This window comes from Enterococcus sp. DIV1304_2 (assembly GCF_050555445.1).
In the GTDB taxonomy this organism is placed as follows: Bacteria; Bacillota; Bacilli; order Lactobacillales; family Enterococcaceae; genus Enterococcus_B; species Enterococcus_B pernyi.
Genome location: NZ_CP187851.1, coordinates 1484106 through 1509663 on the forward strand (window position 1 = coordinate 1484106; position 25558 = coordinate 1509663).

A 25558-nucleotide genomic window follows, 5' to 3' on the forward strand; every position below is an offset into this window, starting at 1 on the left:
ACTAGTCCTCCATTTTGAACGCATTAGTTTTCTTGAATACCAACAGAGAAACGGCAATGACGATCATCGAAATGATCAGCGTGATCGCAGAAGCCATCGAATACTGTGGCGAGGTCCCCGTGGTCAATTTATAGATCCACGAAATCAAGATATCTGTTGATCCTGCACCACCACCGACACTTCCCGGTCCCCCATTATTGAAGAGGTAGATCATGGAGAAGTTATTGAAGTTCCCTGTATACTGTGTGATGAACGTTGGTGCTGCTACAAGAAAGATTGCTGGCAACGTGATACTTGAGAAGCGCTGCCAAGCATTCGCACCGTCGATTTTTGCTGCTTCGTAAAGATCTTCAGAAATCGATTGTAAGATCCCTGTGACCATCACATAGATGTAAGGAAAACCTAACCAGCCTTGTATCAAGATGATTGCGACTTTTGTCCAGTTCGGATCAGTTTTCCAAGGAACGGAGGCAATATCTACAAAGGGGATATTATTCAAGAATGGAATAACTTGCGTGTTGATCGCTCCCACACTATCGTTAAAGATGTTTGAAAAACTCATGATCGTGATAAATGCTGGGACTGCCCATGGTAAAAGGAAAATAATTCCAAAAACACGTTTGAATTTGATAAATTTCTGGTGCGCGATCACTGCTGTGAATACGCCTAACGTGATTTGTAAAGTAGTGGCACAAAGCGTCCAGATGACGGTCCAAGAGAACACAGCAACAAATGTATTTCGATAAGAACTTAAAAAGAAAATACTGAAGAAGTTTTCTGCTCCCACCCAGTCGATCAAACTTGCTGGTGGGATGTGTTGGAAATCATAGTTTGTAAATGCTGTAAATAATGTCACTAGAACCGGAAAGATGATCGTGAAAATCATCAATAGATACGCTGGAAGCGTCAAGAGATAAGGAAAGCCTTCATCACCCACATTATGTATGACTTCCTTCATTGTTCGATTGATCTTTTTCCCTTCTTTTCTCATGACTGCGACACGTTTTGCATCTACTAGATTGATGAAATAAAAAAATAAAAACAAGGCTGTCACAATCAATTGCAAAGTTCCTTGGATCAACATAAATAATGAGTGATCTTCCATTGGGACACTCCCTAAGGTAACTAAACCTATTAAGGATTGAAAACCACCTAAAACCATTTGGATGATAAATCCGATAAATAGTGCTAAAAATACGACCCCTTTAAATACTTGACCATTTGCAAATTGACCCAGTCCTGGAATGATCGAACGTAACATCGTGCCTTTGACATTGACCGCTGTATCTTCTTGTTGCATGGTGTTGTTCCCCCCTCTTGATACTAAAAACAGGTGCTGTATGTTGAAGCGCCTTTTCTATAAAATCATCTCACGTTCATCAAAGGTAAAACATGGAGCTGAGAAGCAATTTCCTTCACAGCTCCAACCTTTTTGATGATCTAATTAATATTTTTGCTCAATTGCTTCGCTGATCGTCTTCACCGCGTCGTCAGCCGATTCTTTTGGTGTTTTTCTGCCTGAACCAGCATCAAACATCAAGTTTTCTGCGCCTGTCCAAACTTCTGCCATCTCTGGAATATTTGGCATTGCTTGTGCTGTTTCATATTGTTCGATAACTGCAGTCGTCAATTCATCATTTGTGCCTTTTGCTGTTTCACGAGCCGCTTGATTGGCTGGTACTTCGTTGACCATCTCAAAGAATTTTTCTTGGTTTTCTGTATTGGTTACATAATCTAACCATTTTTGAGCCACTTCTTTATTCTTAGAGTAGTTACTTACGACCCAACCTTTTCCTCCACCAAATGGTTGATAAGATTCACCATTATTCAATGTTGGGATTTTTGATACGCCATAATTGAGGTCGTTTTCTTGATAAGTTTGTGCTTGCCATGGGCCATCGATAATCGCTGCTGCCTTGTTTGACATGAACTGTTGGTTGACAAAGTCGCCAGCACTCTTGATATCTTGCATTCCTTTAGGCCAAACATTTTGGAACCAATCTGTAGCATAAGTGATTCCTTCTACTGCTCCTGCATTGTTTAACCCAATTTCAGATGGGTCTGTTCCATCTTCACCAAATACATATCCACCGTAACCAGAAATCAAGCCATATGAATAATAAAAATCAGTCCATTTTGCTAAAAATCCTGTATTCGTTCCTTCTTCAGATTCAAAATTGAAACGTTCATCTTTTGCTAACGCTTCCAAATCTTTGAAAGTTGTCGGTGCAGTGTCAACTAGATCTTTGTTATAGTATAAAACTAGTGTCTCGATAACTGCCGGAGCTCCATAGATTTTATCCTCGTACGTTACTTGAGCTTTATCCGTATCATTGTAATCTGCTTCGTTCCCCAATTTCACTTCTGCCAAATGTCCTTGTTGTCCTAATGCTCCGATCCGGTCATAAGCTGCCATCATGACATCTGGTGCTTTTCCTGCAGGACCATCTAACGCAAGCGATTCTAATTGTTCGAACATGTCTTTTTCGACTAACTTGATTTTTACATCGTTATCTTCTTCAAATTTTGTTTTGATCTCATTGACATAATCTTTGTAGCCAGAATCGACAGAAATCGTTAATGTTTTTCCATCTTCTTCATTTGCTGCAGTTGAAGACCCGCCATTACCACAGGCAGCAAGTCCCCCGATAAACCCTAAAGATAATGCACCTAACCCGATTTTTTTTAGCAACTGTTTACTCATTTTTTTTCCTCCGATTCTATTCTATTCCTCTTACAATTTGATTATATGTTTACAAAAGCTTGATTTGCAAACGCTTTCTCTATGTTACCGATAACAACTTAACAAAGGATCAAAAATCCATTCGTTTGGACTTCAGCTTTGCCGTCTTTTAAGATGTCACAATTTTGGCTGAATAAAACATCATTTTCTAAATCGACCAAGTACGGTTCTGTTCCTTGATTGAAATAAGCATGAATGGTTTGCTGATCGAGATGACGAGTCAAGTGAATTTGTTCGTTTTTATCGTCGACCGAGCGCCAAGTCAGATCCCCTTCAATCAACACTTGTTGCACTTGTTTACGCACACAGATCAATTCTTTGACGAACCCCTGCAATTCAAGATCTTGCTGGTCCTTTTCCCAGACCATACATTTTCGACAGTCAGGATCATCATGACCTGTCATGCCGATTTCTGTTCCGTAGTAGATACAAGGCGCTCCTTTTTGTAAGAACATGAAAGCTAACACTGATTTCATCAGTTCCTTGTCCTCTTTACACAAAGTCAAGATTCTGGCTGTATCATGAGAATCCAATAAATTGAATGTCCCTTCATTGACTTGATCACGATAAAGCATTTGCTGATGATTCATGCCACTGACCATTTGAGTGGGTGTGATTTTTTTATGGACGAAATAGTCTTTGATCGAATCCATAAAGGCGTAGTTCATCACCGCATGGAATTCATCGCCCTGTAACCAAGCTTGAGAAGAATGCCAGATTTCGCCTAAAATATAAATATCAGGTTTGATCGTAGTGACCGCTTCTCTGAATTTCTTCCAAAAATGATGATCCACTTCATTTGCTACATCTAACCGCCACCCATCGATATCAAATTCCTTGACCCAATACGTGGCAATATCTAATAAATAATCTTGTACTTCTTGATTTGCTGTATTGAGCTTAGGCATAAATGGCGTAAAAGCAAACGTATCATATGCCAGATTTTCGGCTGTTTCAGGAACATCTGTCATTTGATAGGCATCCACTGGAAATGAATGGATGTGGAACCAGTCTTTGTAGCGGGATTTCTCGCCATTTTCGATCACATCTTGCCATTGTGGTGCATGACTACCCATATGATTGAACACGGCATCCAGCATGATTCGGATTCCTTTATCATGCGCTTTTGTGATTAACTCTTTCAATAACTCTTTATCACCAAATTGTGGATCGACCGCATAGTAATCGATCGTGTCATATTTGTGATTCGAGGTTGCTTCAAAAACAGGACAGAAATAAATCCCTGTGATTCCTAAATCAGCTAGGTAATCGAGATGATCGATCACCCCTTGAAGATCTCCGCCAAAGAAATCTTCTCGATCGGGGTCTTTACTTCCCCAAGGCAACGTACCTTTAGGATCATTTGTTGGATCACCATTCGCAAAGCGTTCAGGAAATATTTGATACCAAATCGTTTGTTTTGCCCATTCAGGTACTTTGAAGCGATCGATTTGTTGAAAATATGGCATACGGAAATAATAGTTTGCATTCGCCAATGTTTCTTCTTGATAAGGGAATATTCCTTGGTCTCCGTAAAAACAATCCATCCCATCAATTCCCACGATGTGAAAACCGTATTGCAATCGTCTAGTATCACTCGTCAACTCGATTTCCCAGTAATCATGAAGAAGTGTACTTAATCCTTTTTTCATTGGTTGTTCTTTTAAATACCAATTTTCTGAGAAAATCGTATATGGATCTCCGCTGATCACAGAAACTTGTTTGACATCATCTTTACTTGTACGTAAGCGAATCCGCATCGTTGTATCACTGTATAAATAAGCAAATTCACTTTCGGGTCGATGATAAATTGCTGCAGTATTCATTTCAGTCCTCCCTTGTCTTTCAGTTAACAAAAACAACTATAAAAGATAACTAACCGAAAGACAACGCTTACATCATTGTTATCGGTAACAAGATTTTTAGCAAAAAAAAGATGAATAGCACACTGTTTACAAAACATGCGTGATTCATCTTCTTGACGCTATTTATTTACATAGGTTTTCTGATCATATGCATAATTTAACAACTGCTCTTCTTGCCATGTGACACCAATCCCTGATTGACCAGGAATCCTCAAATGTCCATTTGTGATTCGTGCTTTGGGTTCGACGATATCATCATAGAAATAGCGATCAAAAGCAGACAAGTCTCCTGGAAAAGTAAAGCAATCTTGACTTGCAAAATGCAGATTCATCGCTCGACCGACTCCGGATTCAAACATACCACCTAACCAAACGAGCAAATCATTTTCCTGACAAAAATCGACGATTCTTAAAGCCTCAGTGATTCCTCCGACTCTGGGAATCTTTAAATTGATTGCTCGACAACTTCCCAGTGCATGAGCTGTTTTTACGTCTTCCAGTGTTCGAATATTCTCATCAAGACAAACTGCTGTTTTGATTTCCTTTTGAAGTATGGCATGGTCAACATAGTCACGAGGGTGAAAAGGTTGTTCGATCATCGCAAGCTTCAAGGCATCCATTTTCTTGAATAACGGCAGATCGCTGATCGTATAAGCAGAATTCGCATCAGCCATCAATTGGATCTCTGGATATTGTTCACGCAACACTTGCAGTGGCACTAAGTCATTGCCAGGAGTGATTTTCAACTTGATTCGTTGGTATCCTTGATCAACATAAGTTTTTGCAGTCGCAAGTAAATCTATCGGGTTGTCATGGACACCAATACTGACACCTACGGGAATCGCTGATCGTTCGGCAGAAAACAACTTTTGTAATGGGCGCCCTATTCGACGAGCATAAAGATCCCAAACCGCTGTTTCGACCGCTGATTTTGCCATGAAATTCCCTTGCGTATGTTTGAAAGCTGACCAAATTTCTTCTGGATGTGAGAAGTCAAGTTCGAATAAACAAGGAATCAGTTCTTTTTGTAATACTGACCGACTCATATCAATCGTTTCTTCGATGTAATCTGCACGTTCAAAAGCGACCAACTCGCCGATCCCCTGATTCCCTAGCTCATCTTCCACGATCAACAAATCAAAAGCCTTTGTTTCCAATCGACTATAACTCGTTCTGAAAGGTGTCACTAAGGGTAATCGCAAACAGTACTGTTGGATGTTGACTATTTTGATGGCGTCCACTCCCTTTCCATTTCACTGATCCAAGTAGTGACAGTTGTTTCAAATAGCCTAGGCTGCTCGATGTGACAACAGTGCCCGCAATTCGCAAGGATCTGGCAACGAAAAATCTCTTTAATGTTTGTCATTTGTTTACCGATCTTTTGGAACTTCTCATCCTTTTGACCAACAAGATACAATAGTGGGCATTCGATACTCGCTAAATCTGGCCAATAATTTTTTTGCGCGCCAGTTCCCATATAGTAAAGACTTAATGCTAAACCTAGCTTATTTTGAGCAAGTCGCTCGTTTCTTACTCTGCTTTTTTGTTCCAAGGATAGCGCCTGTTGTGAAGCGAATAGTGGCAACTTCTCCCAATCATCAACAAAATCAATCAAAGGCTCTCTCAATAAACGTAAAGCAAGTTTTCGATCAGCTTTTTTACGATGGTTTCGTTGCTGTTCATCTGCAATTCCTGCAGTTCCACCTTCTAAAATGAGTCCTTTGATCCCTTGTGGTTGTTCGAGCGCCCAAGCAAGTGCTACTCGAGCGCCCATCGAGTAGCCTAATACATAAAAAGAGGGGATTTCTAATAATGAGACTAAACTCGCCAAGTCAGCTACTAGTGACGAAAGTTGGTAGCGATAAGGATGCAGGTAAACCGCTGTTTTTCCATGACCGATCAAATCGATGGCTAAGTAATTAAACTGAGGATTCTCAAACATAAAGGTTTGTGTACTACCGGTAAAGCCATGCAAACAAATAACCGTTGGCTGCTTTGGATCAGTTTGCTGTAACCAACGGTAATGGTAAGCCGCCCCACGTACAGTCTCAACTGGCATCAGTCTATTTCCTCCTGATAACGACGCTTCATCTGCTCCCATAATTGAACAGGTTCTTGTTGTTGCCCTCTGATTTCAATCATTGTCCAATCCCCTTGACTCCGGCTTTTTTCAATCGCTTGCGCAAACTCTTTCCTTGAAGTTGGTTGTATATAATGACCATTATATAAATCTGCTACTTTCTCTAATTCTAAATCAAGTGGTGTACCAAACAATGGTTCAAAATCAGTCTCTGAAAGTTGATTTTGAGGAAGAAAAGAAAAAATTCCACCACCATTGTTGTTCAATACGACTAAAGTAACAGGTAAGTGATAACGTCGAATTAGCTCCAACGCGTTCATGTCATGAAACAGCGCAAGATCGCCGATCAAGACAAACATCCGCTTGTTCCTTACCAAAGCGATTCCTGCCGCTGTAGAAATCAACCCGTCGATCCCGTTGATCCCTCGATTCCCATAGATTGGAAATGATTCTCCAGTAGGCGAAGCAAAACGATCAACAAAGCGGATCGCGTTGCTATTTGCTAAAAATAAAGCTTCCTCTGATTTTATCGCTTGCAATAACTGGCAACTAGCATTGCTTTCGCTCCATTCATCGATAGACAATTCTTTAGTGATGACTTCTCTCGCTTTTTTATAAGCTCTTTTCCATTGCGCCAACCATTCGTCAGGGGTTGGCGTAGGTATTGCATCCAAAGTTTCCAGTACTAGTTTACAGAAATCAAGCACGCTGATTTGAACAAAACTCGTTCCTAAATGTAATGGATCACGCCATTCTTCCTCATCGATCAAAACATAGTCAGAAATAGCTTCGTGATGTTTTTTTAAATAAAGCATCACATTTTTAGCTACAGGAAGATTACCAAATTGCCAAATGACTTCAGGCGTTTCAGTAACCGGTCCAGAAAAAATCAAATCTGCGTGCGGAAGATAGACATCGCTCATTTGTTGACAAGCACCTAGATTTGCTAAAGGATCGCCAATGATTGGCCATTGTAAAGCTGTTGCTAAAGTAAGTAACGCTTTTGCCTCATCAGGTGTCAATTCTTTACCGACGATCATCAACCCTTTTTTTGATAGCCAAGGAACAAGCTCCGGTACTTGCTTCGACACAATTTGAGTAACCAGTTTTTTTGGATGAAAAGATCCATCAAGAGAAAAAGTTAAATCAGGCAATAATGGCTCTCTAAAAGGCAAATTGATCTGAATAGGGCCAGCAGGCACGCGTGTTGCTTCATAGGCACTATTGGCACCATGCCAGTAGCTATACCGTATCATTTCCGAACTGGCTTCAGGAAGTGCTAATTCAATAAACTTTTTGATATGCGAACCAAATAACTTTTGTTGGTCCATCGTTTGTTGCGAACCAACGCCACGTGCTTCTGGTGGACGATCTGCTGTTAGCAATAGTAAAGGAATGTTTGTTGCTTTTGCTTCACAAACCGCTGGAAAGAAGTTCGCTGCGGCAGTACCAGACGTACAAAGAACCCCGACTGGTTGTTTCAATGCTTTTGCCATACCTAATGCAAAGAATGCCGCCGATCGCTCATCAACATTGACTGTTGTATTGATCTCTGGGTCTCTATGAAGTAACAAGGCAAGTGGGGTCGATCGTGAACCAGGACTGATCACGACATTTTTAAGCCCGCCTTCTTTCATTCCTTTGATGAATGCCAATAAATAAGCGGTCATCTCTTGTTGTCTCGTCATCCTTTCACTCCTCTAAGCATTGGTTGGAATTTCAGCAATGTTTCTTGGCGTTCTGCCTCAGGATTAGAATCCGCAACAATGCCACAACCTGCATATAATATTCCTTCGGTTTCAGTCAAGATGCCTGAGCGGATGCCTACAGCAAACTCACCGACATCCTCGATCGGGTCCACCCACCCGATTGGTGCCCCGTATAACCCTCTACCGAAAGGTTCATGATCTTTGATCCATTGCAACGCCAATCCTTGAGGTTCACCACCTAAAGCCGGTGAAGGATGGATCAGTTCAACCGCATCGATCAATGAGACTCCCTGTTTACGTTCTCCAGAGAAAGTCATCGCTAAATGTTGAATATCACGGTTTTTCAATAACCGACGGGAAGAAACAGCGACATCCCCTGCGACAATATTTGCTAATTGATCCTCTAATCGTTGCGCAACAATTCCGTGTTCTTGTGTATTTTTAGAGTCTTTTAAAAGTTCTTTACCGATTTCATCATCTTCTTGCATAGTAGATCCTCTAGGTGCCGAACCTGCTATCCCAGCAGTCATAAAATGACTTTTCGTTCCTTGAATCAATCGTTCTGGAGTTGCACCAATGAAAGCAAGTTGATCCGATGCTAAAAGAAATAAATAAGTCTGTGGTTGTTGTTCAGCTAAACGATGAAGAATTTGAGTGAGCGACTGGAAAGATCCGTGTATTGCCAATTGTCTTGCTAAGACGACCTTTTTAAGCGAAGTAGCTTTGTGTATGATTTCCTTGCGCGCATCATCTACATTGTATAGAAAAGTTGGAACTGCCAGCTCTTCGGACGACACAAGAACATTTGCTGATTGTTCTTGTTCTTTGCCATCTAACAATTCACTCACAAGACTATCTAAATACGAAAAATCTTTTAAAAGACTCCTGGTTGTTGCCGCTTCTTTTCTGATTGTCAAAACAACTTGAGTCTTTGAACCTATTCGCTTGAAAAGAATACTTGGTAGAATGAAATAGCCAGATTCAAGCTCACTCCAAATCTTTTCTTTTAAGTTGTTTGGATCAAAGGGAAAGCCTCCAAAAAGCAAAGGTCTACCCTTCTGGCTTGATACGTTTAAAAAACTTTTAGAAAACTCAAGAGAAAATCCTCTGATAGCACTGGGCATATCATCCTGTTGTCCATCAAATAAATTTTCTCCTATTCCTAATAGCTCACAATCCTCATCAGGAGGACACCAATAAAAGCGATCTCCTTTAGATGGGACAAGAGGTAAGAGTTTTTTTACCGTTTGTTCACCAAGCTCGTAGCTATAAGTAAAATAAAGATGATTTTTTAAAAGCTGATCATCGATTGAGCTATCTAATTTGATATTCAATGTAATTCACTCTTTCTTCTGTCATTAAAAGACGTTTGATTGGTTTTCCAGTCGCCGTTTTAGGAATTTCCGAGACACAGTAGATTTTAGTTGGATGCTTGTAACGTGCTAATGGCGCTAGTAGCTCAGTGATTTCTCTATCAGTAAGTGGTTCATCTAATCGCACATAAGCAACAGGTGTTTGTCCCCATGTTTCATCCCAAGCCCCTACGACAGCGACCTCCGCAATTTTATTGCAAGTTAAAAGTACTCGCTCGATTTCAACTGGGAAAATATTTTCTCCCCCCGAAATGATGCGTTCACTCATGCGACTGACAATATAAAGATAATCCTCTTCATCAAGGTACCCCCAATCGCCAGTGTGAAACCAGCCATCCTCTGTCCAAGAATCCGGATTGACGCTATTCAAATAGTGGTCGGTGATCGATGGTCCTTTGACTAAAATCTCTCCCATTTGATCTGACTTCTTATCTTTTTGAATACGGATCGATACCTCAGACAAAGCTTTACCAGAAGAACCGGTTTTTGCTTCGAATGACTCTGGAGAAAGGGCGACGATCTGTGAACAGGTTTCTGTCATGCCATAAGAAAGCATCACAGGCACCTGTTTTTCCATACATGCTTGCATGACTCGTCCTTCTCCCGGCCCTCCCCCTAATAATACTTTTTTGAATGAGGGAGCATAACCACTTTCTGGGATCAATGGTTCAAGGTCTTTCAACATTTTGCTGACCAAAGAAATATAGTTGCCACTTCCATTTGCTAAAAGTTGATGGACTTGTTGAGGAGAGAATCCCTGCAACAGAATCACTTGGATGCCTAAAGCAAGTGAGCGTAATAAAATAGACAAGCCACTAATGTGATAGAGTGGCACACAGCAGATCCAGCTATCTGAACGATCTACTTCTAAACTTAGCGCAGTCGCTTGGCTACTCGCATAGTGATTGGCAAATGTTTGCGGTACGCCCTTCGGTTTACCTGTCGTTCCAGACGTATACATGATTGACGCGATCGCCTTTTCTCCGTACCCTTCATCAAACCAATCCTTCGGCTGTAGGACGTGTAATTCCGAAGGATCGGGAAATGAATACCAAGTGATGCGCTCGTTGACTGCTAATTTATTGGCAGAAATAAGAGTGGATGTCCCAGCATCTGCCATCTGTTCACTGATCTCATTCGTCGTCAAGCGTGAATTGACAAACTGGATTTCTTTTCCTAACTCCCATAATGCCAAGATCGATAAATAGGCATCTAAATCATTTTCACAATACAAGGCAACTCGTTCACTCGCTTTGGGTAATATTCGATGATAATACTCTGCAAAACTTTGAACGTGTGATGTCAGCTCGCGAAAAGACAAATGATGATCGTTCCACTGACAGGCTGGTGCATCTGGATGAAGCATTGCTTGTTTTTGCAACCAGCTATTAGGTTGAGGTTTAAGGGAACTTAGGAAATTGGTCAAAATCAGGTTCTCTTTTTTCTTTAAATGCGTCACGTCCTTCTTGTGCTTCATCCATGGTGTAATATAAAAGCGTCGCATCCCCTGCCAATTGTTGGATACCTGCTAAGCCATCTGTATCTGCGTTCATTGCCGCTTTGATCATTCGTAGAGCTAGTGGGCTTTTCTTCAACATCTCTTCTGCCCACTCGATCGTCACATCTTCTACTTGTTCGAGCGGTACGACCGTATTGATCCAATTCATTGCCAACGCTTCTTCAGCACTATACTGCTTCGTCATGAACCAAACTTCTTTCGCTTTTTTATGCCCTACGACACGAGCCAAGTAACCCGAACCATAGCCACCATCGAAGCTCCCAACGTTAGGCCCTGTTTGACCGAATTTCGCATTTTCGGCTGCGATTGTGATATCACACACAAGTTGTAAGACATTTCCACCACCGATCGACCAACCTTTTACCATCGCAATCACTGGCTTAGGAATGACTCGGATCAATCGTTGCAAATCTAGTACATTCAGACGCGGAATTTGGTCTTCACCAACATACCCACCATTTCCTCGAACTTTCTGATCGCCACCTGAACAAAATGCTTTGTCACCAGCTCCTGTCAAAATGATAACACCGATATCTTGACGATCACGACTGATTGTAAAAGCTTCGATCATCTCAAAGACTGTTTTTGGTGTAAAAGCATTATGAACCTCTGGACGATTGATTGTTATCTTAGCAATCTTCCCATATTGTTCAAATAAGATTTCGTCGTATTCCTTGATCGTTTTCCATTCTCTCATTTCTATCTCCTCCTAAAATTCATTAAATTTATTATACACAAGAAAAAAGAAAACGTTTGAGTATCTTAAAATAAATTTAGAATTTCTGTTATACTAAAAAAAACTAGATAGGAGCAGAATTATGGATCTATTACAACATCTTGGAGTCGAAATACTGTCAGTCACACCTAAAGAAGTCCAATTGACTTTAGCAATTGAAGAAAAGCATCACCAACCTTATGGCTATTTGCATGGGGGAATCAATGCTGTATTGATCGAAACGGCTTGTAGCATTGGGGCTAACGAATATTTACAAGCCCCCCACTTTGCTGTAGGGATCGATCTGCAAGTCCAACACTTGAATAAAGCCTCTACAGGTACCTTGAAAGTGGTCGCACATCCTGAAAAAGTCGGGAAAACTATTCACTTTTGGCAGGCAACGGTTTATTTAGATAATGATTTGAAAATCGCTACAGGTCAATGCACATTGCTGGTCAATTAGCTTTTATAAATAGTTTCTATAAATATCGAGTCAGTATGAAGCAAAAAATACACACTTTGTTCCATTTCATAATTGTTTTTATTAATTGTTGTCCACCATTTCGACCCATTTTATCTTTTAACGATCCATCATAAAGTTAGGTTTATCTAACTTTCTTTTTCAACTTTGTTAACTTTTATACAAAATTAATGTATAATGAGAATAGTTGGAAATAAATGTATAGTAGGAAGTGGATAAATGAAACACGGTAGAAATATAATTTGGACATACATTAAAATAGTGTTTGCTTTAACTATTTTAGCTATCAGTATCAACATGTTTTTAGGTCCGCATCACATTGCAGCTGGTGGCGTAAGTGGACTTGGTATTTTACTTGAGTCAGCTTTAGGGTTGAACCGAGCAACAGTCATACTGGTTTTGAACATCATCATGTTAGTCTTAGCCTTGGTCTTTTTAGGCAAGAAACCTTTCTTTAAAGTATTATTTGGTAGTTTAGTCTTCCCAGCGATCATTGAGATCGTTCCAGAGTATATGATCACGCCTGATCGTCTCTTGTCAGTCATTTTCGGTAGTGCGATCTTTGCTTTAGGTGTAGCTATCTTATACAAGAATAATTCATCTAGTGGCGGTACCACAATTCCTCCCCTGATCTTCAAAAAATACTTCAATTTGAGTCCTTCCATTGGACTTTTGATGACCGACGCTGTCGTTGTTTCCTTAACCTTATTTGTTTTTGGATTTGATGAATTTCTCTATGCGATTCTGTCGATCGTAATTACATCCATCGTAATGAATTACATTGAAACAGGAACCAATCGTCAAAAATCGATCATGGTTCTAAGCGAGAATCATCTTTTAGAAATCCATACACGTTTAAGTCAAGAGATTGGACGTGGGTTCACGATCCTAGAAGCTAGAGGCGGTTATAGTAATCTATCAAAAGAAGTTTTATTGATGGTTGTCACTGATCAAGAATTTTCTAAAGTCAAACCGATAATTGAAGAAATCGATCCGAATGCTTTTGTCATCGTCAATAGTGTAGCAGAAGTCATGGGTAGTGGATTTACGTACCATCCGATCGAATGATGTCACAATTAAAATGAACGGACCTATTCCTTTAATAAAGTCTACTCTTGGTTTTTATTCATAAATCAGGAGTAGACTTTTTTACAAGCAAGTTAATTGCTCTACCTAATTAAATTGTGTACAATTTAATTGTATCAAATATAAAAAGAGGAGTGATTTTTTAATGAAAAAAATGTATTCAACAAAAATGATCAATACTGGCGGACGTTCTGGGGAAGTACACAGTCCAGATCACTCATTCGAGCTTAACATTGCAGCTCCAGGTAAACGTGTAGACGATGCAACAAATCCGGAACAATTGTTTGCCGCTGGTTTTAGTGCATGTTTCAATAGCGCACTAGACTTGATCAAAACACAAAAAAATATTGACGGTGCATCAACGATCAGCGCTCAAGTATCTCTATATGCAGAAAGTGAAATGAGTTTTGTTTTAGGTGTTGAGATCGAAGGTTCAGTTGAAGGTTTATCAATTGAAGAAACACAAGAATTACTAGAAGCTGCACATAAAGTTTGTCCTTATTCAAAAGCAACAGCTGGCAATATTGAAGTTACTTTGACAGCCGTAGAGAACTAGATTTTTTTAGAAAAAACAAGTATGCTATGAAGTAGCACATTAGGAGGTGGTCTATTTGGAGGAGTTATTACTAAAAAATCAATTATGCTTTCCTTTATATGCCACCTCTAAAGAAATTACTCGTTACTATATACCTTTGTTGAAGCCACTGGATCTTACTTATACGCAGTATCTTGTTTTACTTGTTTTATGGGAGAGAAAACAAATCACCATGAAGGAATTAGGCCAGATCTTGTGTTTGGATTCAGGAACTTTGACTCCTGTAATAAAGAAATTAACTACTAAGCAGTACATCACTCGTAAAAGAGCTGATTCAGATGAACGGGTAACTATTCTATCTCTAACTGAACAAGGACTTTTGTTGCAAGATCAAGCAAAAGACATCCCTGAAAAAATCCTTGAATTTTTACCTTTAGATGAAGAAGAATTATCTATGTTGCTTCATTTGACTAAAAAAATGCTTAAAAATTTTAATAAAGAACAAGATGCTCGGTAATTCAATTACCGAGTTTTTTTTGATTGATTTTACAACTTATAAGAAGCCGAAATCATTTTATTAGTAATTTTCCTTTTATCGTCTTAATATAGAATTAAAAAAAGGAGGTTATTATAATGTGTACATCTATTACTTACACAACTAACGATCATTATTTTGGACGGAATTTGGATTTAGAGGTTTCTTATAATGAACAGGTGACGATCACTCCAAGAAATTATCCTTTTGTTTATCGAAAAGTCCCAAAGCAAGAGTCTCATTATGCGATCATCGGTATGGCAGCAGTTGTAGATAACTACCCCCTCTATTATGATGCAACAAATGAAAAAGGTTTGAGTATGGCTGGTTTGAATTTCCCTGGGAATGCCCATTTTTTTGATGAAGATCCTGAAAAGACCAATATTACACCATTTGAATTTATTCCATGGATATTGAGTCAATGTAAAAATGTAGAAGAAGCTCGTACGTTATTAGCAGACATCAATTTAGTCAACATCAATTTCAGTGAAGAACTACCGTTATCTCCTCTTCATTGGATATTAGCGGATCAAGAAACATCAATTGTTATCGAATCAGTTGCCGAAGGCTTAAAAATTTATGATAATCCAATCGGTGTATTAACAAATAATCCAACCTTTGACTATCAATTGTTTAACTTGAATAACTATCGATCAGTCTCACCGACTACCCCTAAAAACCATTTTTCCGATGAACTTGATTTATCGGTCTATTCTCGCGGCATGGGTGGATTAGGCTTACCTGGAGATTTATCATCTGCTTCTCGTTTTGTTAAAGTTGCATTTACAAAATTAAATTCCGTCAAAGCAACGACGGAACAGGAAAGCGTTAGTCAATTCTTCCATATCCTAAAATCGGTCGAACAACAAAAAGGCCTCTGTGATGTTGGAAATGGAAAATTTGAGTATACGATCTATTCTTCATGTTGCAATGTAGACAAAGGAATCTATTACTACACGACTTACACAAACAGCCAAATCAATGCAGTCGATATGACGAAAGAAGATTTAGATAGTACAGAATTACTCACCTATCCTTTGATTGAAGAAGAACAAATCAACTATGTTAACTGATCAATCATTTTATACGCAAAAACGCCTTGAAACATTCCGTTTCAAGGCGTTTTTTACCTATTACAATCATTAATTGATTTTTCTAAAAGTAACCATGCTCATTCCTGTGATCAGTAGACCAAACATCCATGTAAAGAAGCGATTGTGCTCTCCCGTTTTAGGTAATTGCTTCGTTGTTTCCTCTGTTGATGTTGCAGAATTCTTATCATTAGCTACTTGATTTAATGAGTGAGCTATTTTTGTCACTGGCAGAATTTCTTTCGCACTTTCAGACGATTTTTTATTTACCAGTACATCTGTCGTATCAATATGTGGAATTGATTGTTTTCGAATTTGAGACCATGGTTTTACTTGTTCAGGTATTGTGATCGTTGGATTTTTGCCTTCGGGGTGGATTTGTGGTTCAATCACTTCTCCACCACCATGTCCACCATTTCCATCTTCCCCGTTATCTCCTTCATAGTTTCCATTGTTGCCCTCTGGTTTATCCGGTTTTGCATCTGGATTCTCATCCGGATTATCCGGTGTCACATCTGGGTTTTTATCTGGATTATCCGGTGTCACATCTGGGTTTTCATCTGGATTATCTGGTGTGACATCTGGATTTTCATCTGGATTATCCGGTGTCACATCTGGGTTTTCATCTGGATTATCCGGTGTTACATCGGGATTTTCATCTGGATTATCTGGTGTCACATCAGGATTTTCATCCGGATTATCCGGTGTCACATCAGGATTTTCATCCGGATTATCCGGTGTCACGTCTGGATTTTCATCTGGATTATCTGGTGTTACATCGGGGTTTTCATCTGGATTATCCGGTGTTACATCTGGATTTTCGTCTGGGTTATCCGGTGTCACGTCTGGATTTTCATCTGGATTATCTGGTGTCACATCGGGGTTTTCATCTGGATTATCCGGTGTCACATCTGGATTTTCGTCTGGGTTATCCGGTGTTACATCTGGATTTTCATCTGGGTTATCTGGTGTTACATCTGGATTTTCATCTGGGTTATCCGGTGTAACGTCTGGGTTTTCGTCTGGATTATCCGGTTTAGGATTAGGATCTGGCTCAGTCACGCCACCTGTTCCTCCAGCTTTTTGTTCAACTGTTTGACGTTGACTATATGGTGTCAAGTGATGTCTATCTCCAGGTTGACCATCTGCCACTTTTACAGAGAATAAAGCAGGTCTACTGATCGGTTGTGTTAATGTAATATTAAACGTAAAAGTTGCTAGTTTATTATTGAATACAAGTGAAGCTGGATCATGTTCGATCTTTAAGGCTGGATCAACGTTTTCAAATTGAACAACAGACTGTAAAATCGGTTGGATATCCCCTGAATAAGTCACCAGTGCTTTCACCGTGATCGTCTCTCCTAGACTAAGTTTCATGATACCTGAGTTTGCTGAAGCATGTTCTTCTAAAAATTTGATTTGATTCACATTTGCCCAGCCTGAATGTGCAGCTAGTTGTGCCACATCATTGCTAGGCTGTTCATCTGTCTGTGCAGCTTCGACTGATACAGAAACACTACTCAGTAAAACAGAAGCAAAGAGAAGACTTAAATATTTCATGAGAATTCCTCCTATTTAATATCATTATCATGTTAAACATAAGATAATATAGATTGATACGGAAGATTTACTGTTTTTTTGTGTAAAATAAAGAAATTTTCAGTAAAATTTTCAACCGGAGGAATTTCAATGCAAACACAAGAAGCAATCAAAACGTTTTTATTAAAGAAGAAAAATGTAACAAAACTTGAGATTTTTCTTTTTTTAACTGAGCATCAGTTCTTTATCACCACGCACTATCTAGCGGATTACTTTAAGATGTCTGATTCGAACTTTCTTTTATATCTCCATGAAATCGAACAGGATTTTCAATCTTTAGGCTTGAGTAGTGTTGAAGTAGTGAAAAACAAGAAATTCGTCAAAATTTCTTTGAACGATGCTGACCTTGCGACGTGTTATTACGAATTATTTGGTAAATATTGTTTTGAATCAACTAATTTCCAAATCATTGCTGCCTTACTTCGTCAGAAAGTCAACTCTATGGTCACGATCAGCCAAATGACAAATTACAGTCCTTCATATCTCTATTCTAAAATGAAGGCAATCAACCAATTTTTGGCTTTATATGGAATCTCCTTTAAGTTTTCAAGTAAGGGAAAGAAAATAATCACCGGTAGTGAGATTCAAATCCAATATTGTTTCCTAGATGTCTATTGGACGATTTTTGCTAATACCTCCCTTCCCTATCACAAGGAAGAGCCAAAAAAAATCGAGTACACACTCCATGCCTTCTTTAAAAAAGATTTATTGGATGGGATGAATGGTGGTGTCTTGGATAAGCTGTATCTTCTCTTGAAACTTTGCCAAGATAATTTTCCCATGACATCATTAGAAAATGTTCAAAAAGAGTTAAGCCAGTTTAAGTATATTGATCTTTTGATAGAACCTGATGTGGATATTTTGAATCCTGATCTACCGATTTGTCGGGAACAACGAATCATACTCAATTTATTAGCACGCCTAACGATTTCTCAATTGGATAGTGAAGAGCAAAGTTTGACGCACTATCAAAGACTGTTAGCGATCGATTTCCCTTATTTGATTTATTCCAAGAACTTAGTTGAAGCATTCAGTCAGCATTTCGCTTTAGAGCTACCTGAAAAACAAAAAAAATTATATGCACTGTCCTTTACGATCAATAAACTTCACAATACGTTTTTGGATAGCGAACAGCCGAATACACCTTTACCGACTTTCTTGCTTTATAAGGATCAGAAAAACTATGAACACTTAAGAACAGTCGTAGCTGAATTTTATGAGAACTTCCGGCAAGAAAATTGGCATTACTTACCAGATTTTCTAGAAAAAGAAAATGTTTCTTGGGTAGTCGAAGAATTACTACATTTCTACGACCGTTTCAAAAAGCAACCACCGATCATCATCGGTGTGAATCATACGAAAGACTTTTATATCAGTAAAGATTTAATTGTTAAAATCGAACAAATTTTTTCAAAAGAGGCGATCGTCATCCAACGTTACTATATGGAACAATGTGATATCGTCATTAGTGATTGCCCGCTAAACCAGCTACCTGAGAGTATCAAAAAGATTTATTTGTTAAACGGCATCGTTCGTCCAGATGATTGGAAAAAGATGATTGCACAGTTAGCTATCTATATTTTTGAGATCAAACAAGAACGTGATTATGCTGACTTCCATTGATTTTCACAGATACAGATGCCTATGTTTCTTGTAGCGATCTTAATATCTATATCCCTCTGTTCATTGATTTTTCACGTGACTTGAAGCTACAGCTATTCTTTTCGAACAGTTCATTATATAATAATCAAAAAAGGAGCTTTTCTATGACTGAACATCGTATTTTTACTATGACTTTTTCTTCTGTCTATCCTCTTTATATAAAGAAAGCAGAACGAAAAAATCGTACAAAGGAGGAAGTTGACCAAATCATTCATTGGTTGACCGGCTATGGACAAACTGAATTAGAGGAACAGATTCAATTGGAAAAGGATTTCAAAACTTTCTTTGCTGAAGCACCAAGATTGAATCCTGACCGTAAATTAATCACCGGAGTTATTTGTGGTGTCAGAGTAGAAAATATCGAAGAACCTTTGATGCAAGAAATCCGTTATTTAGACAAACTGATCGATGAATTAGCTAAAGGAAAGAAAATGGAAAAAATCCTTAGAAAATAATGGAATCACTAGTTATTAGTTGGTTTATACATCAATAACCGTTAAAATAAAAAAAAGGAGGTTATAATAATGTATGAACTTATTCGAAGCAATTTTCAAAGACATGCTTTTTTACGAGCAGCAATTTATATCATTGCCGGTATCGCAATAGTCATCAATCCGACTGCCGTATTTAATTTTGTCGGCTATCTTATCACTGCTTATTTTGTTTTACTGGGACTGATCAATTTATTTGAAGCCTATAAAAACAAGCAAAAAACGGGCGTTTGGGGGTTTGGACTTTTCAGTGCGATTGCTTTTCTGGTTTTCGGACTGATCGTGTTCTTATTTGCATCAGCAATCGTTTCTATCTTGCCGATTCTTTTAGGATTAATGATCTTAGCAAATGGCGCATTTCAATTGTTCATTAGTTTGAATACGAAATCAAAAGGCTGGTCATTATACAGCGTGATTTTACTGATTGGTGGATTGATTTTGCTATTTAATCCATTCCAAAGCTTGATGATCCTTTTCCAAATCTTTGGCGGTATCTTGATCTTTATGGGAATCTCTGAGATCATCAACTACTTCAAAGTAAGAAATATGTATGTCAATTGATTAGTTATTTAACTTCGAGGTTGGGCTTAAATGCCTGACCTTTTTTGTTGTACGCTTTCATCTATTCCTTCAATGGACGATACTACATAAATAACGTTATTTATGTTATCCTGTTTAGGAGGTCATTTGACACGAATAAACTAAATTCTTTTTGAGAAAGGAAGGATGAAAAGAATGGAATTTATAGGTATTCTCTGTTTGATCTTGATAGCGACAACCATTGGCTCTCATCTCTCACGGAGGTTTGGCATTCCTGCGGTAATTGGTCAACTACTCGTTGGCGTGTTACTTGGTGGTGCGGGTCTTGGATGGGTGCATCCCAACATCCTCGTCCATGATTTTTCAGAAATAGGTGTCATTTTACTGATGTTTTTAGCTGGACTAGAAAGTGATCTTTCTTTGTTGAAAAAATACTTTCGGCCAGGAATGTTCGTTGCTTTATTAGGGATCATACTCCCCGTATTATTTGGCTGGCTGACGGGTGAAATTTTTCAAGTATCAAGGAATGAAGCTATTTTCTTTGGGATCATTCTTGCCGCCACTTCTGTGAGTATCTCCGTTGAAGTATTGAAAGAACTTCATGTAGTCAACACAAAAGAAGGTTCGACTATCTTAGGTGCTTCGGTAGTTGATGATATCCTTGTCGTATTAGTGTTAAGTTTCAGCTTATCTTTTTTGACAGGAGAATCTGGCAGTAGCCTCCCTTTACCGCTTCTATTATTGGAGCAAGTGATCTACTTTATTTTTATTTTTTTATTGGTCAAATGGATTGCCCCATTTTTGATGTCACTAGCTGGAAAAATCTATGCCAACTCTGCAATCATCATCGTTTCGTTGGTTTTATGTCTAGGTATGTCCTACATCGCTGATTTGATCGGACTAAGTTCAGTCATTGGCGCATTTTTTGCAGGCATCGCTGTGAGTCAAACGACCGTCAAAGAAGAGGTGTACCATAATGTTGAAGCATTAGGTTACGCAGTGTTCATCCCTGTGTTTTTTGTCAGTGTTGGACTAGAAGTCGATTTTTCCAACTTTGGGGAACAATTGATTTTTATCTTGATCCTAACGACTGTTGCAGTCTTGACTAAACTTGGTGGTGGTTATCTAGGGGCGAAAGTAGCCGGTTTTTCAACGAATAGTGCCTTTATGGTAGGAGCTGGCATGATCTCACGTGGTGAAATGGCGTTGATCATCTTGCAAATTGGACAACAAAGCCAATTGATTGAAGCAAAATATTATTCTCCACTTGTGATCGTAATCTTATTAAGTACCTTGATCTCTCCATTGATTCTTAAATACTTTACTAGAAAAGTGTATCACGGGTGATTCGTTCTCAGATAAATAGAGCCTTTCTATTAGATTTCTCGAATCTAATAGAAAGGCTCTATTTTTGATCAAATAATATGCTCTTTGCTATCGTTCCATAACTCTTCTGGAGAGTAATAATCATTTTCATTCAGAACAAGAGTGCCATCTGGTTGAATTTCAATAGTCGAGCCTACCCAGGTTGTTTGTGAAGCCAATAAACTATTCTTTCTCTTGCCATTTTTCATCGAAAAAGCTTCTGCATGTTCTTTTGCTAAATGTGATTTTAAATATCTCATTTCACCATTATCAAATTGGATCTTCAACATGCTAGCTGCCATCTCCGCTTTTACTGCTCTTGGAACATCAGTCATCTTATCTCCTCCTCTTGTTATTTACACTCGTTTCTATAGACTAGTGTATCACTAGAAAAGGAAAATAACCAATAGTTTTGTATCCGATTTCAAACTCTATATTTATTGGTAATTTTGGTTCAAATATTGTAATAAAGCAGGCGCTCGATTAGTGGCAGAATCGCCTTCTTCTTTGTTTTCTAACATGCTGATCACTAAGTAGCCATTTGTCTGAGGATTGATTGCATAAAGGAAACTGTTTTCTTGTCCTTTTTCATCTTGCTTTTCTTTGATTTCAGCTGTGCCAGTTTTTGCTGCAAGCGGAATGCCAAGTGCAGCTAACGAGTGTGCAGTTCCGTTCGGATCTTGCACGACATCGACTAAATCCGGCAAAATCGTTTGGACACTTGATTCACTGACAACATTTTTCTTATCTTTTGTTTCCTGATCCATGACTAGTCGTGGATAGACTAAACTACCATTATTTGCAAAAACACTATACATCGTTGCTTGTTGGATCGGATTGATCAACAATTGTCCTTGTCCATATCCTGTATCTGCCAACAAAATCTCCGAATTGAATGAGTCTTCATTTGAGATCTGCGCAGGATTCATTTGGATCGGTAAATCAAGATCTTCACCAAAAATAAATTGATTAAGTCCTTTTCTAAAGGCTTCTTCCCCCATTTTCAATGTTTCTTGTGCCATATAGATATTATCAGAATAAACTAAAGCATTTTTCAAGTTGACTTGTGGTACATCACTCACACGCGTCACTTGGTAAGAACCCCAAGAGCTATCTTTCTGCCACTTCAATCCATTGATCGTCAAGACTTCATCTGGATTCAATGTGCCATTATCTAAACCGATGGCTGCGGTGATCATTTTGAATGTTGAACCCGGCGCATAACCTGTGGCAAAACGACTGATAAATGGACGATTTGGGTCTTCTTCATATGCTTTGTAATCGTCTTGGGAAATACCGTTCGTCATTTTATTTGGGTCATAGCTAGGTGAACTGACAAGTGCCAACAAATCTCCAGATTTAGGGGCTGTCGCCACAGTAGAACCTGTTTTTCCATCTAAGCTATCGAAGGCCGTTTTTTGCGCATTGGCATCGATCGTCAACTGGATATCCTGTCCATTTTTCACTTCATGTTGGAGTAAGACAGCTTTTTCATTTCCTTCTTCATCTGTGACACTTAACTTCCCGCCATTCGTACCTCTTAATTCTTTGTCGTAAGCCATTTCTAAGCCTGAACGCCCGATTTTTCCTGTGCTACTCAACTCAGGATTTTTCTCAATGTCTTCTGCGGTGATATCTCCTACGTATCCAATCAATTGGGCAGCGGCTTCCCCTAGTGGATAATAACGACCGTCAACTTCTTGGATCGTTGCTCCATTGGGAAGTTCTAATGTTTCCCCATCAATGATTTTTAAAGGAACAAAGTAATCCGGTTGGACCCAACCTTGAGAAATCGCTTGTTCTATACTGGCTTCCGTCAAATCGAATGCTTCAGCGATTGCTTTGATATTCGCTGATTTTTCCTCACCCTCACCTAATTTCGCAGGTACGACACCTAATTGTTTTAATTTCCCAGTTGTCGCTAACGGCTGTTTATTACGGTCCAAGATTTCGCCACGTGACGCTACATCTGTACTCAAGCTGACTTTATCTTGTCCTTCCATTTGCGGAAAAATCAAATTAGGTTGCCAATTGATTTTGGTTTGGTCTCCCTCTTTGGACAAGGTTCCTTCATATGCTAAGTCTTTCAATTCACCTAGCGTCGTATTCATTTTAGCTTTATACGTAAACTCATACGTATCATTCGCTTTTTTTGTCACGGATAAGTCTGAGAGTTTGATCCCTCTGATCTCTGCTGCACCATAAATGTTTTGATATTTTTCCAAAATATCTTGTTCAGTAAGATCACTATCCTTCTCTACTTGAAGTGATTTTACCGCTTCTTCATAATTTTCCTGATTCAGGGAGTCAATAAATCCTTCAATCGTTTGTTCTCCAGCTTTTACTGCTTGTTGTTCCTGAACGTGTTGATAATAAAAGAAGCCACCACCAGCTGCTGCAAGCAAGACGACGATTCCCGCTCCGATATAGATGCCGGTCGATTTTTTCTTTTGTCTGCCACTCCTCTTCATGTTTTGAATACCTCTCTTTATTAAAAGTACGAATCAAAGATATTCTAACACATAGAAGAGGAAATAGAACAGCAGCCCAAATGATTCTTAACCAGTACTGTTCTTATGTTAACTTTTTTTTAATCAAAATAAACCAGTTCGTTTTAGGAACTGGTTTATCAATAGGGTTATATGGTTATTTGTCCAAAAACTCGTGTATCGCTTGCTGATTTTTAGTCAAGTCGATTTCCAAGACACTACCAGCTGGTGTATGATCATTGAAGTCCCAACTTTTATCAACGGGCACGGACAATGTATCGATTTTCTTCTCGTCATCTAGGAAATCTAACCCACAATCTAACAGTACGCTTTCCGGTAGATTGGTTTGGATACTACCTAAAAGTTTGCCGATCGCCTTGGGTAATTTGATGATCGATGTGACATCTTTCAATTGACTGGCTACCGCCTCAACGACTTGTTGTTGTCTACGGATCCGTCCAAAATCACCTTCTTCGTCTTCACGAAAACGAGCATATTGCAGCAAGGTATTTCCGTCCATTGTTTGCTTTCCTTTTTTGATAGCTACCCCATCTAAATCCAAATCTTTTTCTGCATCGATCGTCACACCATCTGGAAACAATTCATCGATACAATCAACAAAATCTTGAAACGTAATACTTGCATAATAAGGGGTCTCTAACTTGAAATTATCTTGTAAGGTTTGGTCCAATAAGTCGATACCACCATAAGAATATGCGGCATTGATCTTATTCATTCCATAACCAGGAATAGAGACGTAAGAATCTCTCATGATAGAAATCAATTTTGCTTGTTTCGTCTTCTGATCATATTGGGCGACCATCAAAGAATCAGAACGACCATTTTCTTCTTTTGATCGTGCATCAGAACCAATCAATGCTACATTGATGATCGATGGAACATCTTGTGCATCGACTTTCTCAACTGTTGCAGATTGTTTCACTGAGGAGAACCCTTGGATAAATTCAAAAGAAAAAAAGCCAATGACCATTGCAAGCACTAACAAGATACTTAATACGATTTTTTGAAATGGTTTCATTCAGTTGCCTCTTCCTTTCAAACTCTTCTACTTGAAACGAGGACCTTTGTCTATTATGATGAATCAAGTAAAGAGTATATTCTCTTACATGTCTTTGGGTCGATTGAGCTGCAACTCGTCGACCTTTTTTGTTTGTCTCTCTGTTTTATTTCGTTCGGCATTCTTTGTAATGAAATGAATACCTCTAGTGATAAAATCAAATAGCTTTTCCAACGCATCCCCCTTTCTCATCCAGACACAAGTTAGGTAAAGCGAGGTAAAAAGAAATAGAAAGCATAAGAAAAGGTCAGAAACCTTTTCGAACAAGATTTCTGACCTGGCATCATCTCATCGTCCGAGTTTTAGCACTATACAACGTAAAGAACGCATTCTTAGCTATTTGAAAAAGCCTTAATCCGACAATTCCTGTTTGACCCATTGGCGTCTTTCGACGTTTCTGAGCAATAGCCTATGTTTGTATAGGAGCCTCACCTAACAAGGTTAGTACTTATTTGATTTTTACAAAATCCATCTTATTCCTCTTCAAATCGATAATCAATAAAAAAAAGAATAAAATAACTAAATTAAACTTTACTTAATAAATTTTAAGACTTGATGACAAGTAAGGAAACTTCTTTTGTCTTTAGAAAAACGAGTTCGTC

22 protein-coding genes and 1 riboswitch are annotated in these 25558 nt (G+C 38.8%); of the genes, 9 read left to right on the forward strand and 13 right to left on the reverse strand.

Features of this window, described 5'->3' with window-relative positions:
- Position 1 precedes the first annotated feature (1 nt).
- The 9 genes from IGJ14_RS06900 to menB all read right to left on the reverse strand — a co-directional run bounded on the left by IGJ14_RS06900 (position 2) and on the right by menB (position 11986).
- Complete coding sequence (locus IGJ14_RS06900) at positions 2 to 1300, reverse strand: carbohydrate ABC transporter permease (RefSeq protein WP_010735424.1); 1299 nt, start codon at positions 1298 to 1300, stop codon at positions 2 to 4.
- Between the two features lie 144 nt (positions 1301 to 1444).
- Complete coding sequence (locus tag IGJ14_RS06905) at positions 1445 to 2704, reverse strand: extracellular solute-binding protein (RefSeq protein ID WP_065095839.1); 1260 nt, start codon at positions 2702 to 2704, stop codon at positions 1445 to 1447.
- A 98-nt stretch (positions 2705 to 2802) separates the two neighbouring features.
- Entirely contained in the window at positions 2803 to 4569 is a 1767-nt protein-coding gene (locus tag IGJ14_RS06910; protein ID WP_019723258.1) for a glycoside hydrolase family 13 protein, read from the reverse strand.
- 158 nt (positions 4570 to 4727) lie between these two features.
- Complete coding sequence (gene menC, locus IGJ14_RS06915) at positions 4728 to 5840, reverse strand: o-succinylbenzoate synthase (protein WP_195339289.1); 1113 nt, start codon at positions 5838 to 5840, stop codon at positions 4728 to 4730.
- A complete protein-coding gene (menH, locus tag IGJ14_RS06920) occupies positions 5831 to 6667 on the reverse strand; it encodes a 2-succinyl-6-hydroxy-2,4-cyclohexadiene-1-carboxylate synthase (protein WP_195339284.1) in 837 nt (278 codons plus the stop codon). Before menH ends, menC begins: the two co-directional genes overlap by 10 nt.
- A complete protein-coding gene (menD, locus tag IGJ14_RS06925; RefSeq protein ID WP_195339285.1) occupies positions 6667 to 8376 on the reverse strand; it encodes a 2-succinyl-5-enolpyruvyl-6-hydroxy-3-cyclohexene-1-carboxylic-acid synthase in 1710 nt (569 codons plus the stop codon). The genes menH and menD overlap by 1 nt, the downstream gene beginning before the upstream one ends.
- Positions 8373 to 9731, reverse strand: coding sequence for an isochorismate synthase (locus IGJ14_RS06930; protein WP_430608447.1), 1359 nt, complete (start codon positions 9729 to 9731; stop codon positions 8373 to 8375). Before IGJ14_RS06930 ends, menD begins: the two co-directional genes overlap by 4 nt.
- Positions 9712 to 11196: an o-succinylbenzoate--CoA ligase gene (gene menE / locus IGJ14_RS06935; RefSeq protein ID WP_195339291.1), complete on the reverse strand. Its 1485-nt coding sequence runs from the start codon at positions 11194 to 11196 to the stop codon at positions 9712 to 9714. The genes IGJ14_RS06930 and menE overlap by 20 nt, the downstream gene beginning before the upstream one ends.
- Positions 11171 to 11986, reverse strand: coding sequence for a 1,4-dihydroxy-2-naphthoyl-CoA synthase (menB, locus tag IGJ14_RS06940; RefSeq protein ID WP_010735416.1), 816 nt, complete (start codon positions 11984 to 11986; stop codon positions 11171 to 11173). The genes menE and menB overlap by 26 nt, the downstream gene beginning before the upstream one ends.
- A gap of 121 nt (positions 11987 to 12107) precedes the next feature.
- Here menB and IGJ14_RS06945 point away from each other — a divergent pair, with 121 nt between their 5' ends.
- From IGJ14_RS06945 to bsh, 5 genes are all read left to right on the forward strand, one after another.
- Entirely contained in the window at positions 12108 to 12467 is a 360-nt protein-coding gene (locus tag IGJ14_RS06945) for a PaaI family thioesterase (protein ID WP_019723923.1), read from the forward strand.
- Positions 12468 to 12704: 237 nt separating this feature from the next.
- On the forward strand, positions 12705 to 13553 hold the full coding sequence (locus IGJ14_RS06950; RefSeq protein ID WP_019723924.1) for a YitT family protein: 849 nt from the start codon (positions 12705 to 12707) through the stop codon (positions 13551 to 13553).
- A gap of 163 nt (positions 13554 to 13716) precedes the next feature.
- Positions 13717 to 14127, forward strand: coding sequence for an organic hydroperoxide resistance protein (locus IGJ14_RS06955; protein WP_019723925.1), 411 nt, complete (start codon positions 13717 to 13719; stop codon positions 14125 to 14127).
- Between the two features lie 55 nt (positions 14128 to 14182).
- On the forward strand, positions 14183 to 14623 hold the full coding sequence (locus IGJ14_RS06960) for a MarR family winged helix-turn-helix transcriptional regulator (RefSeq protein WP_019723926.1): 441 nt from the start codon (positions 14183 to 14185) through the stop codon (positions 14621 to 14623).
- 116 nt (positions 14624 to 14739) lie between these two features.
- Complete coding sequence (bsh, locus tag IGJ14_RS06965; protein WP_019723927.1) at positions 14740 to 15714, forward strand: choloylglycine hydrolase; 975 nt, start codon at positions 14740 to 14742, stop codon at positions 15712 to 15714.
- Between the two features lie 69 nt (positions 15715 to 15783).
- Here bsh and IGJ14_RS06970 read toward each other — a convergent pair whose 3' ends face one another.
- A complete protein-coding gene (locus IGJ14_RS06970) occupies positions 15784 to 17292 on the reverse strand; it encodes an LPXTG cell wall anchor domain-containing protein (RefSeq protein WP_108144122.1) in 1509 nt (502 codons plus the stop codon).
- A 129-nt stretch (positions 17293 to 17421) separates the two neighbouring features.
- Here IGJ14_RS06970 and IGJ14_RS06975 point away from each other — a divergent pair, with 129 nt between their 5' ends.
- The 4 genes from IGJ14_RS06975 (at position 17422) to IGJ14_RS06990 (ending at position 21371) form a co-directional block, all read left to right on the forward strand.
- Positions 17422 to 18954: a helix-turn-helix domain-containing protein gene (locus tag IGJ14_RS06975; protein WP_108144123.1), complete on the forward strand. Its 1533-nt coding sequence runs from the start codon at positions 17422 to 17424 to the stop codon at positions 18952 to 18954.
- Positions 18955 to 19097: 143 nt separating this feature from the next.
- Positions 19098 to 19448, forward strand: a complete 351-nt coding sequence (locus tag IGJ14_RS06980; protein ID WP_019724039.1) for a DUF2200 domain-containing protein — start codon at positions 19098 to 19100, stop codon at positions 19446 to 19448.
- Between the two features lie 69 nt (positions 19449 to 19517).
- Positions 19518 to 20045 carry a DUF308 domain-containing protein gene (locus IGJ14_RS06985; protein ID WP_019724040.1) on the forward strand — a complete coding sequence of 176 codons (528 nt, stop codon included), beginning with the start codon at positions 19518 to 19520 and terminating at the stop codon, positions 20043 to 20045.
- A 174-nt stretch (positions 20046 to 20219) separates the two neighbouring features.
- On the forward strand, positions 20220 to 21371 hold the full coding sequence (locus IGJ14_RS06990; protein WP_019724041.1) for a cation:proton antiporter: 1152 nt from the start codon (positions 20220 to 20222) through the stop codon (positions 21369 to 21371).
- A gap of 68 nt (positions 21372 to 21439) precedes the next feature.
- On the opposite strand, the gene IGJ14_RS06995 is transcribed toward IGJ14_RS06990, so the two are convergent.
- The 3 genes from IGJ14_RS06995 to IGJ14_RS07005 all read right to left on the reverse strand — a co-directional run bounded on the left by IGJ14_RS06995 (position 21440) and on the right by IGJ14_RS07005 (position 24917).
- Positions 21440 to 21724: a hypothetical protein gene (locus IGJ14_RS06995; RefSeq protein ID WP_019724042.1), complete on the reverse strand. Its 285-nt coding sequence runs from the start codon at positions 21722 to 21724 to the stop codon at positions 21440 to 21442.
- Positions 21725 to 21826: 102 nt separating this feature from the next.
- Entirely contained in the window at positions 21827 to 23860 is a 2034-nt protein-coding gene (locus IGJ14_RS07000; protein ID WP_430608452.1) for a penicillin-binding transpeptidase domain-containing protein, read from the reverse strand.
- Between the two features lie 175 nt (positions 23861 to 24035).
- A complete protein-coding gene (locus tag IGJ14_RS07005) occupies positions 24036 to 24917 on the reverse strand; it encodes an LCP family protein (protein ID WP_104776654.1) in 882 nt (293 codons plus the stop codon).
- Between the two features lie 319 nt (positions 24918 to 25236).
- Positions 25237 to 25403: riboswitch (M-box (ykoK) riboswitch) on the reverse strand.
- Positions 25404 to 25558: the final 155 nt, after the last annotated feature.

Bases quoted from the DNA above. Each gene is read 5' to 3' on its own strand.
- menB (WP_010735416.1), bottom strand. From the start codon at position 11,986: ATGAGAGAATGGAAAACGATCAAGGAATACGACGAAATCTTATTTGAA.
- IGJ14_RS06900 (WP_010735424.1), bottom strand. From the start codon at position 1,300: ATGCAACAAGAAGATACAGCGGTCAATGTCAAAGGCACGATGTTACGT.
- menD (WP_195339285.1), bottom strand. From the start codon at position 8,376: ATGACGAGACAACAAGAGATGACCGCTTATTTATTGGCATTCATCAAA.
- IGJ14_RS06905 (WP_065095839.1), bottom strand. From the start codon at position 2,704: ATGAGTAAACAGTTGCTAAAAAAAATCGGGTTAGGTGCATTATCTTTA.
- IGJ14_RS06950 (WP_019723924.1), top strand. From the start codon at position 12,705: ATGAAACACGGTAGAAATATAATTTGGACATACATTAAAATAGTGTTT.
- IGJ14_RS06985 (WP_019724040.1), top strand. From the start codon at position 19,518: ATGTATGAACTTATTCGAAGCAATTTTCAAAGACATGCTTTTTTACGA.
- IGJ14_RS07005 (WP_104776654.1), bottom strand. From the start codon at position 24,917: ATGAAACCATTTCAAAAAATCGTATTAAGTATCTTGTTAGTGCTTGCA.
- menH (WP_195339284.1), bottom strand. From the start codon at position 6,667: ATGCCAGTTGAGACTGTACGTGGGGCGGCTTACCATTACCGTTGGTTA.
- IGJ14_RS06910 (WP_019723258.1), bottom strand. From the start codon at position 4,569: ATGAATACTGCAGCAATTTATCATCGACCCGAAAGTGAATTTGCTTAT.
- IGJ14_RS06945 (WP_019723923.1), top strand. From the start codon at position 12,108: ATGGATCTATTACAACATCTTGGAGTCGAAATACTGTCAGTCACACCT.
- bsh (WP_019723927.1), top strand. From the start codon at position 14,740: ATGTGTACATCTATTACTTACACAACTAACGATCATTATTTTGGACGG.
- IGJ14_RS06995 (WP_019724042.1), bottom strand. From the start codon at position 21,724: ATGACTGATGTTCCAAGAGCAGTAAAAGCGGAGATGGCAGCTAGCATG.
- IGJ14_RS06955 (WP_019723925.1), top strand. From the start codon at position 13,717: ATGAAAAAAATGTATTCAACAAAAATGATCAATACTGGCGGACGTTCT.
- IGJ14_RS06975 (WP_108144123.1), top strand. From the start codon at position 17,422: ATGCAAACACAAGAAGCAATCAAAACGTTTTTATTAAAGAAGAAAAAT.
- IGJ14_RS06980 (WP_019724039.1), top strand. From the start codon at position 19,098: ATGACTGAACATCGTATTTTTACTATGACTTTTTCTTCTGTCTATCCT.
- IGJ14_RS07000 (WP_430608452.1), bottom strand. From the start codon at position 23,860: ATGAAGAGGAGTGGCAGACAAAAGAAAAAATCGACCGGCATCTATATC.
- IGJ14_RS06970 (WP_108144122.1), bottom strand. From the start codon at position 17,292: ATGAAATATTTAAGTCTTCTCTTTGCTTCTGTTTTACTGAGTAGTGTT.
- IGJ14_RS06990 (WP_019724041.1), top strand. From the start codon at position 20,220: ATGGAATTTATAGGTATTCTCTGTTTGATCTTGATAGCGACAACCATT.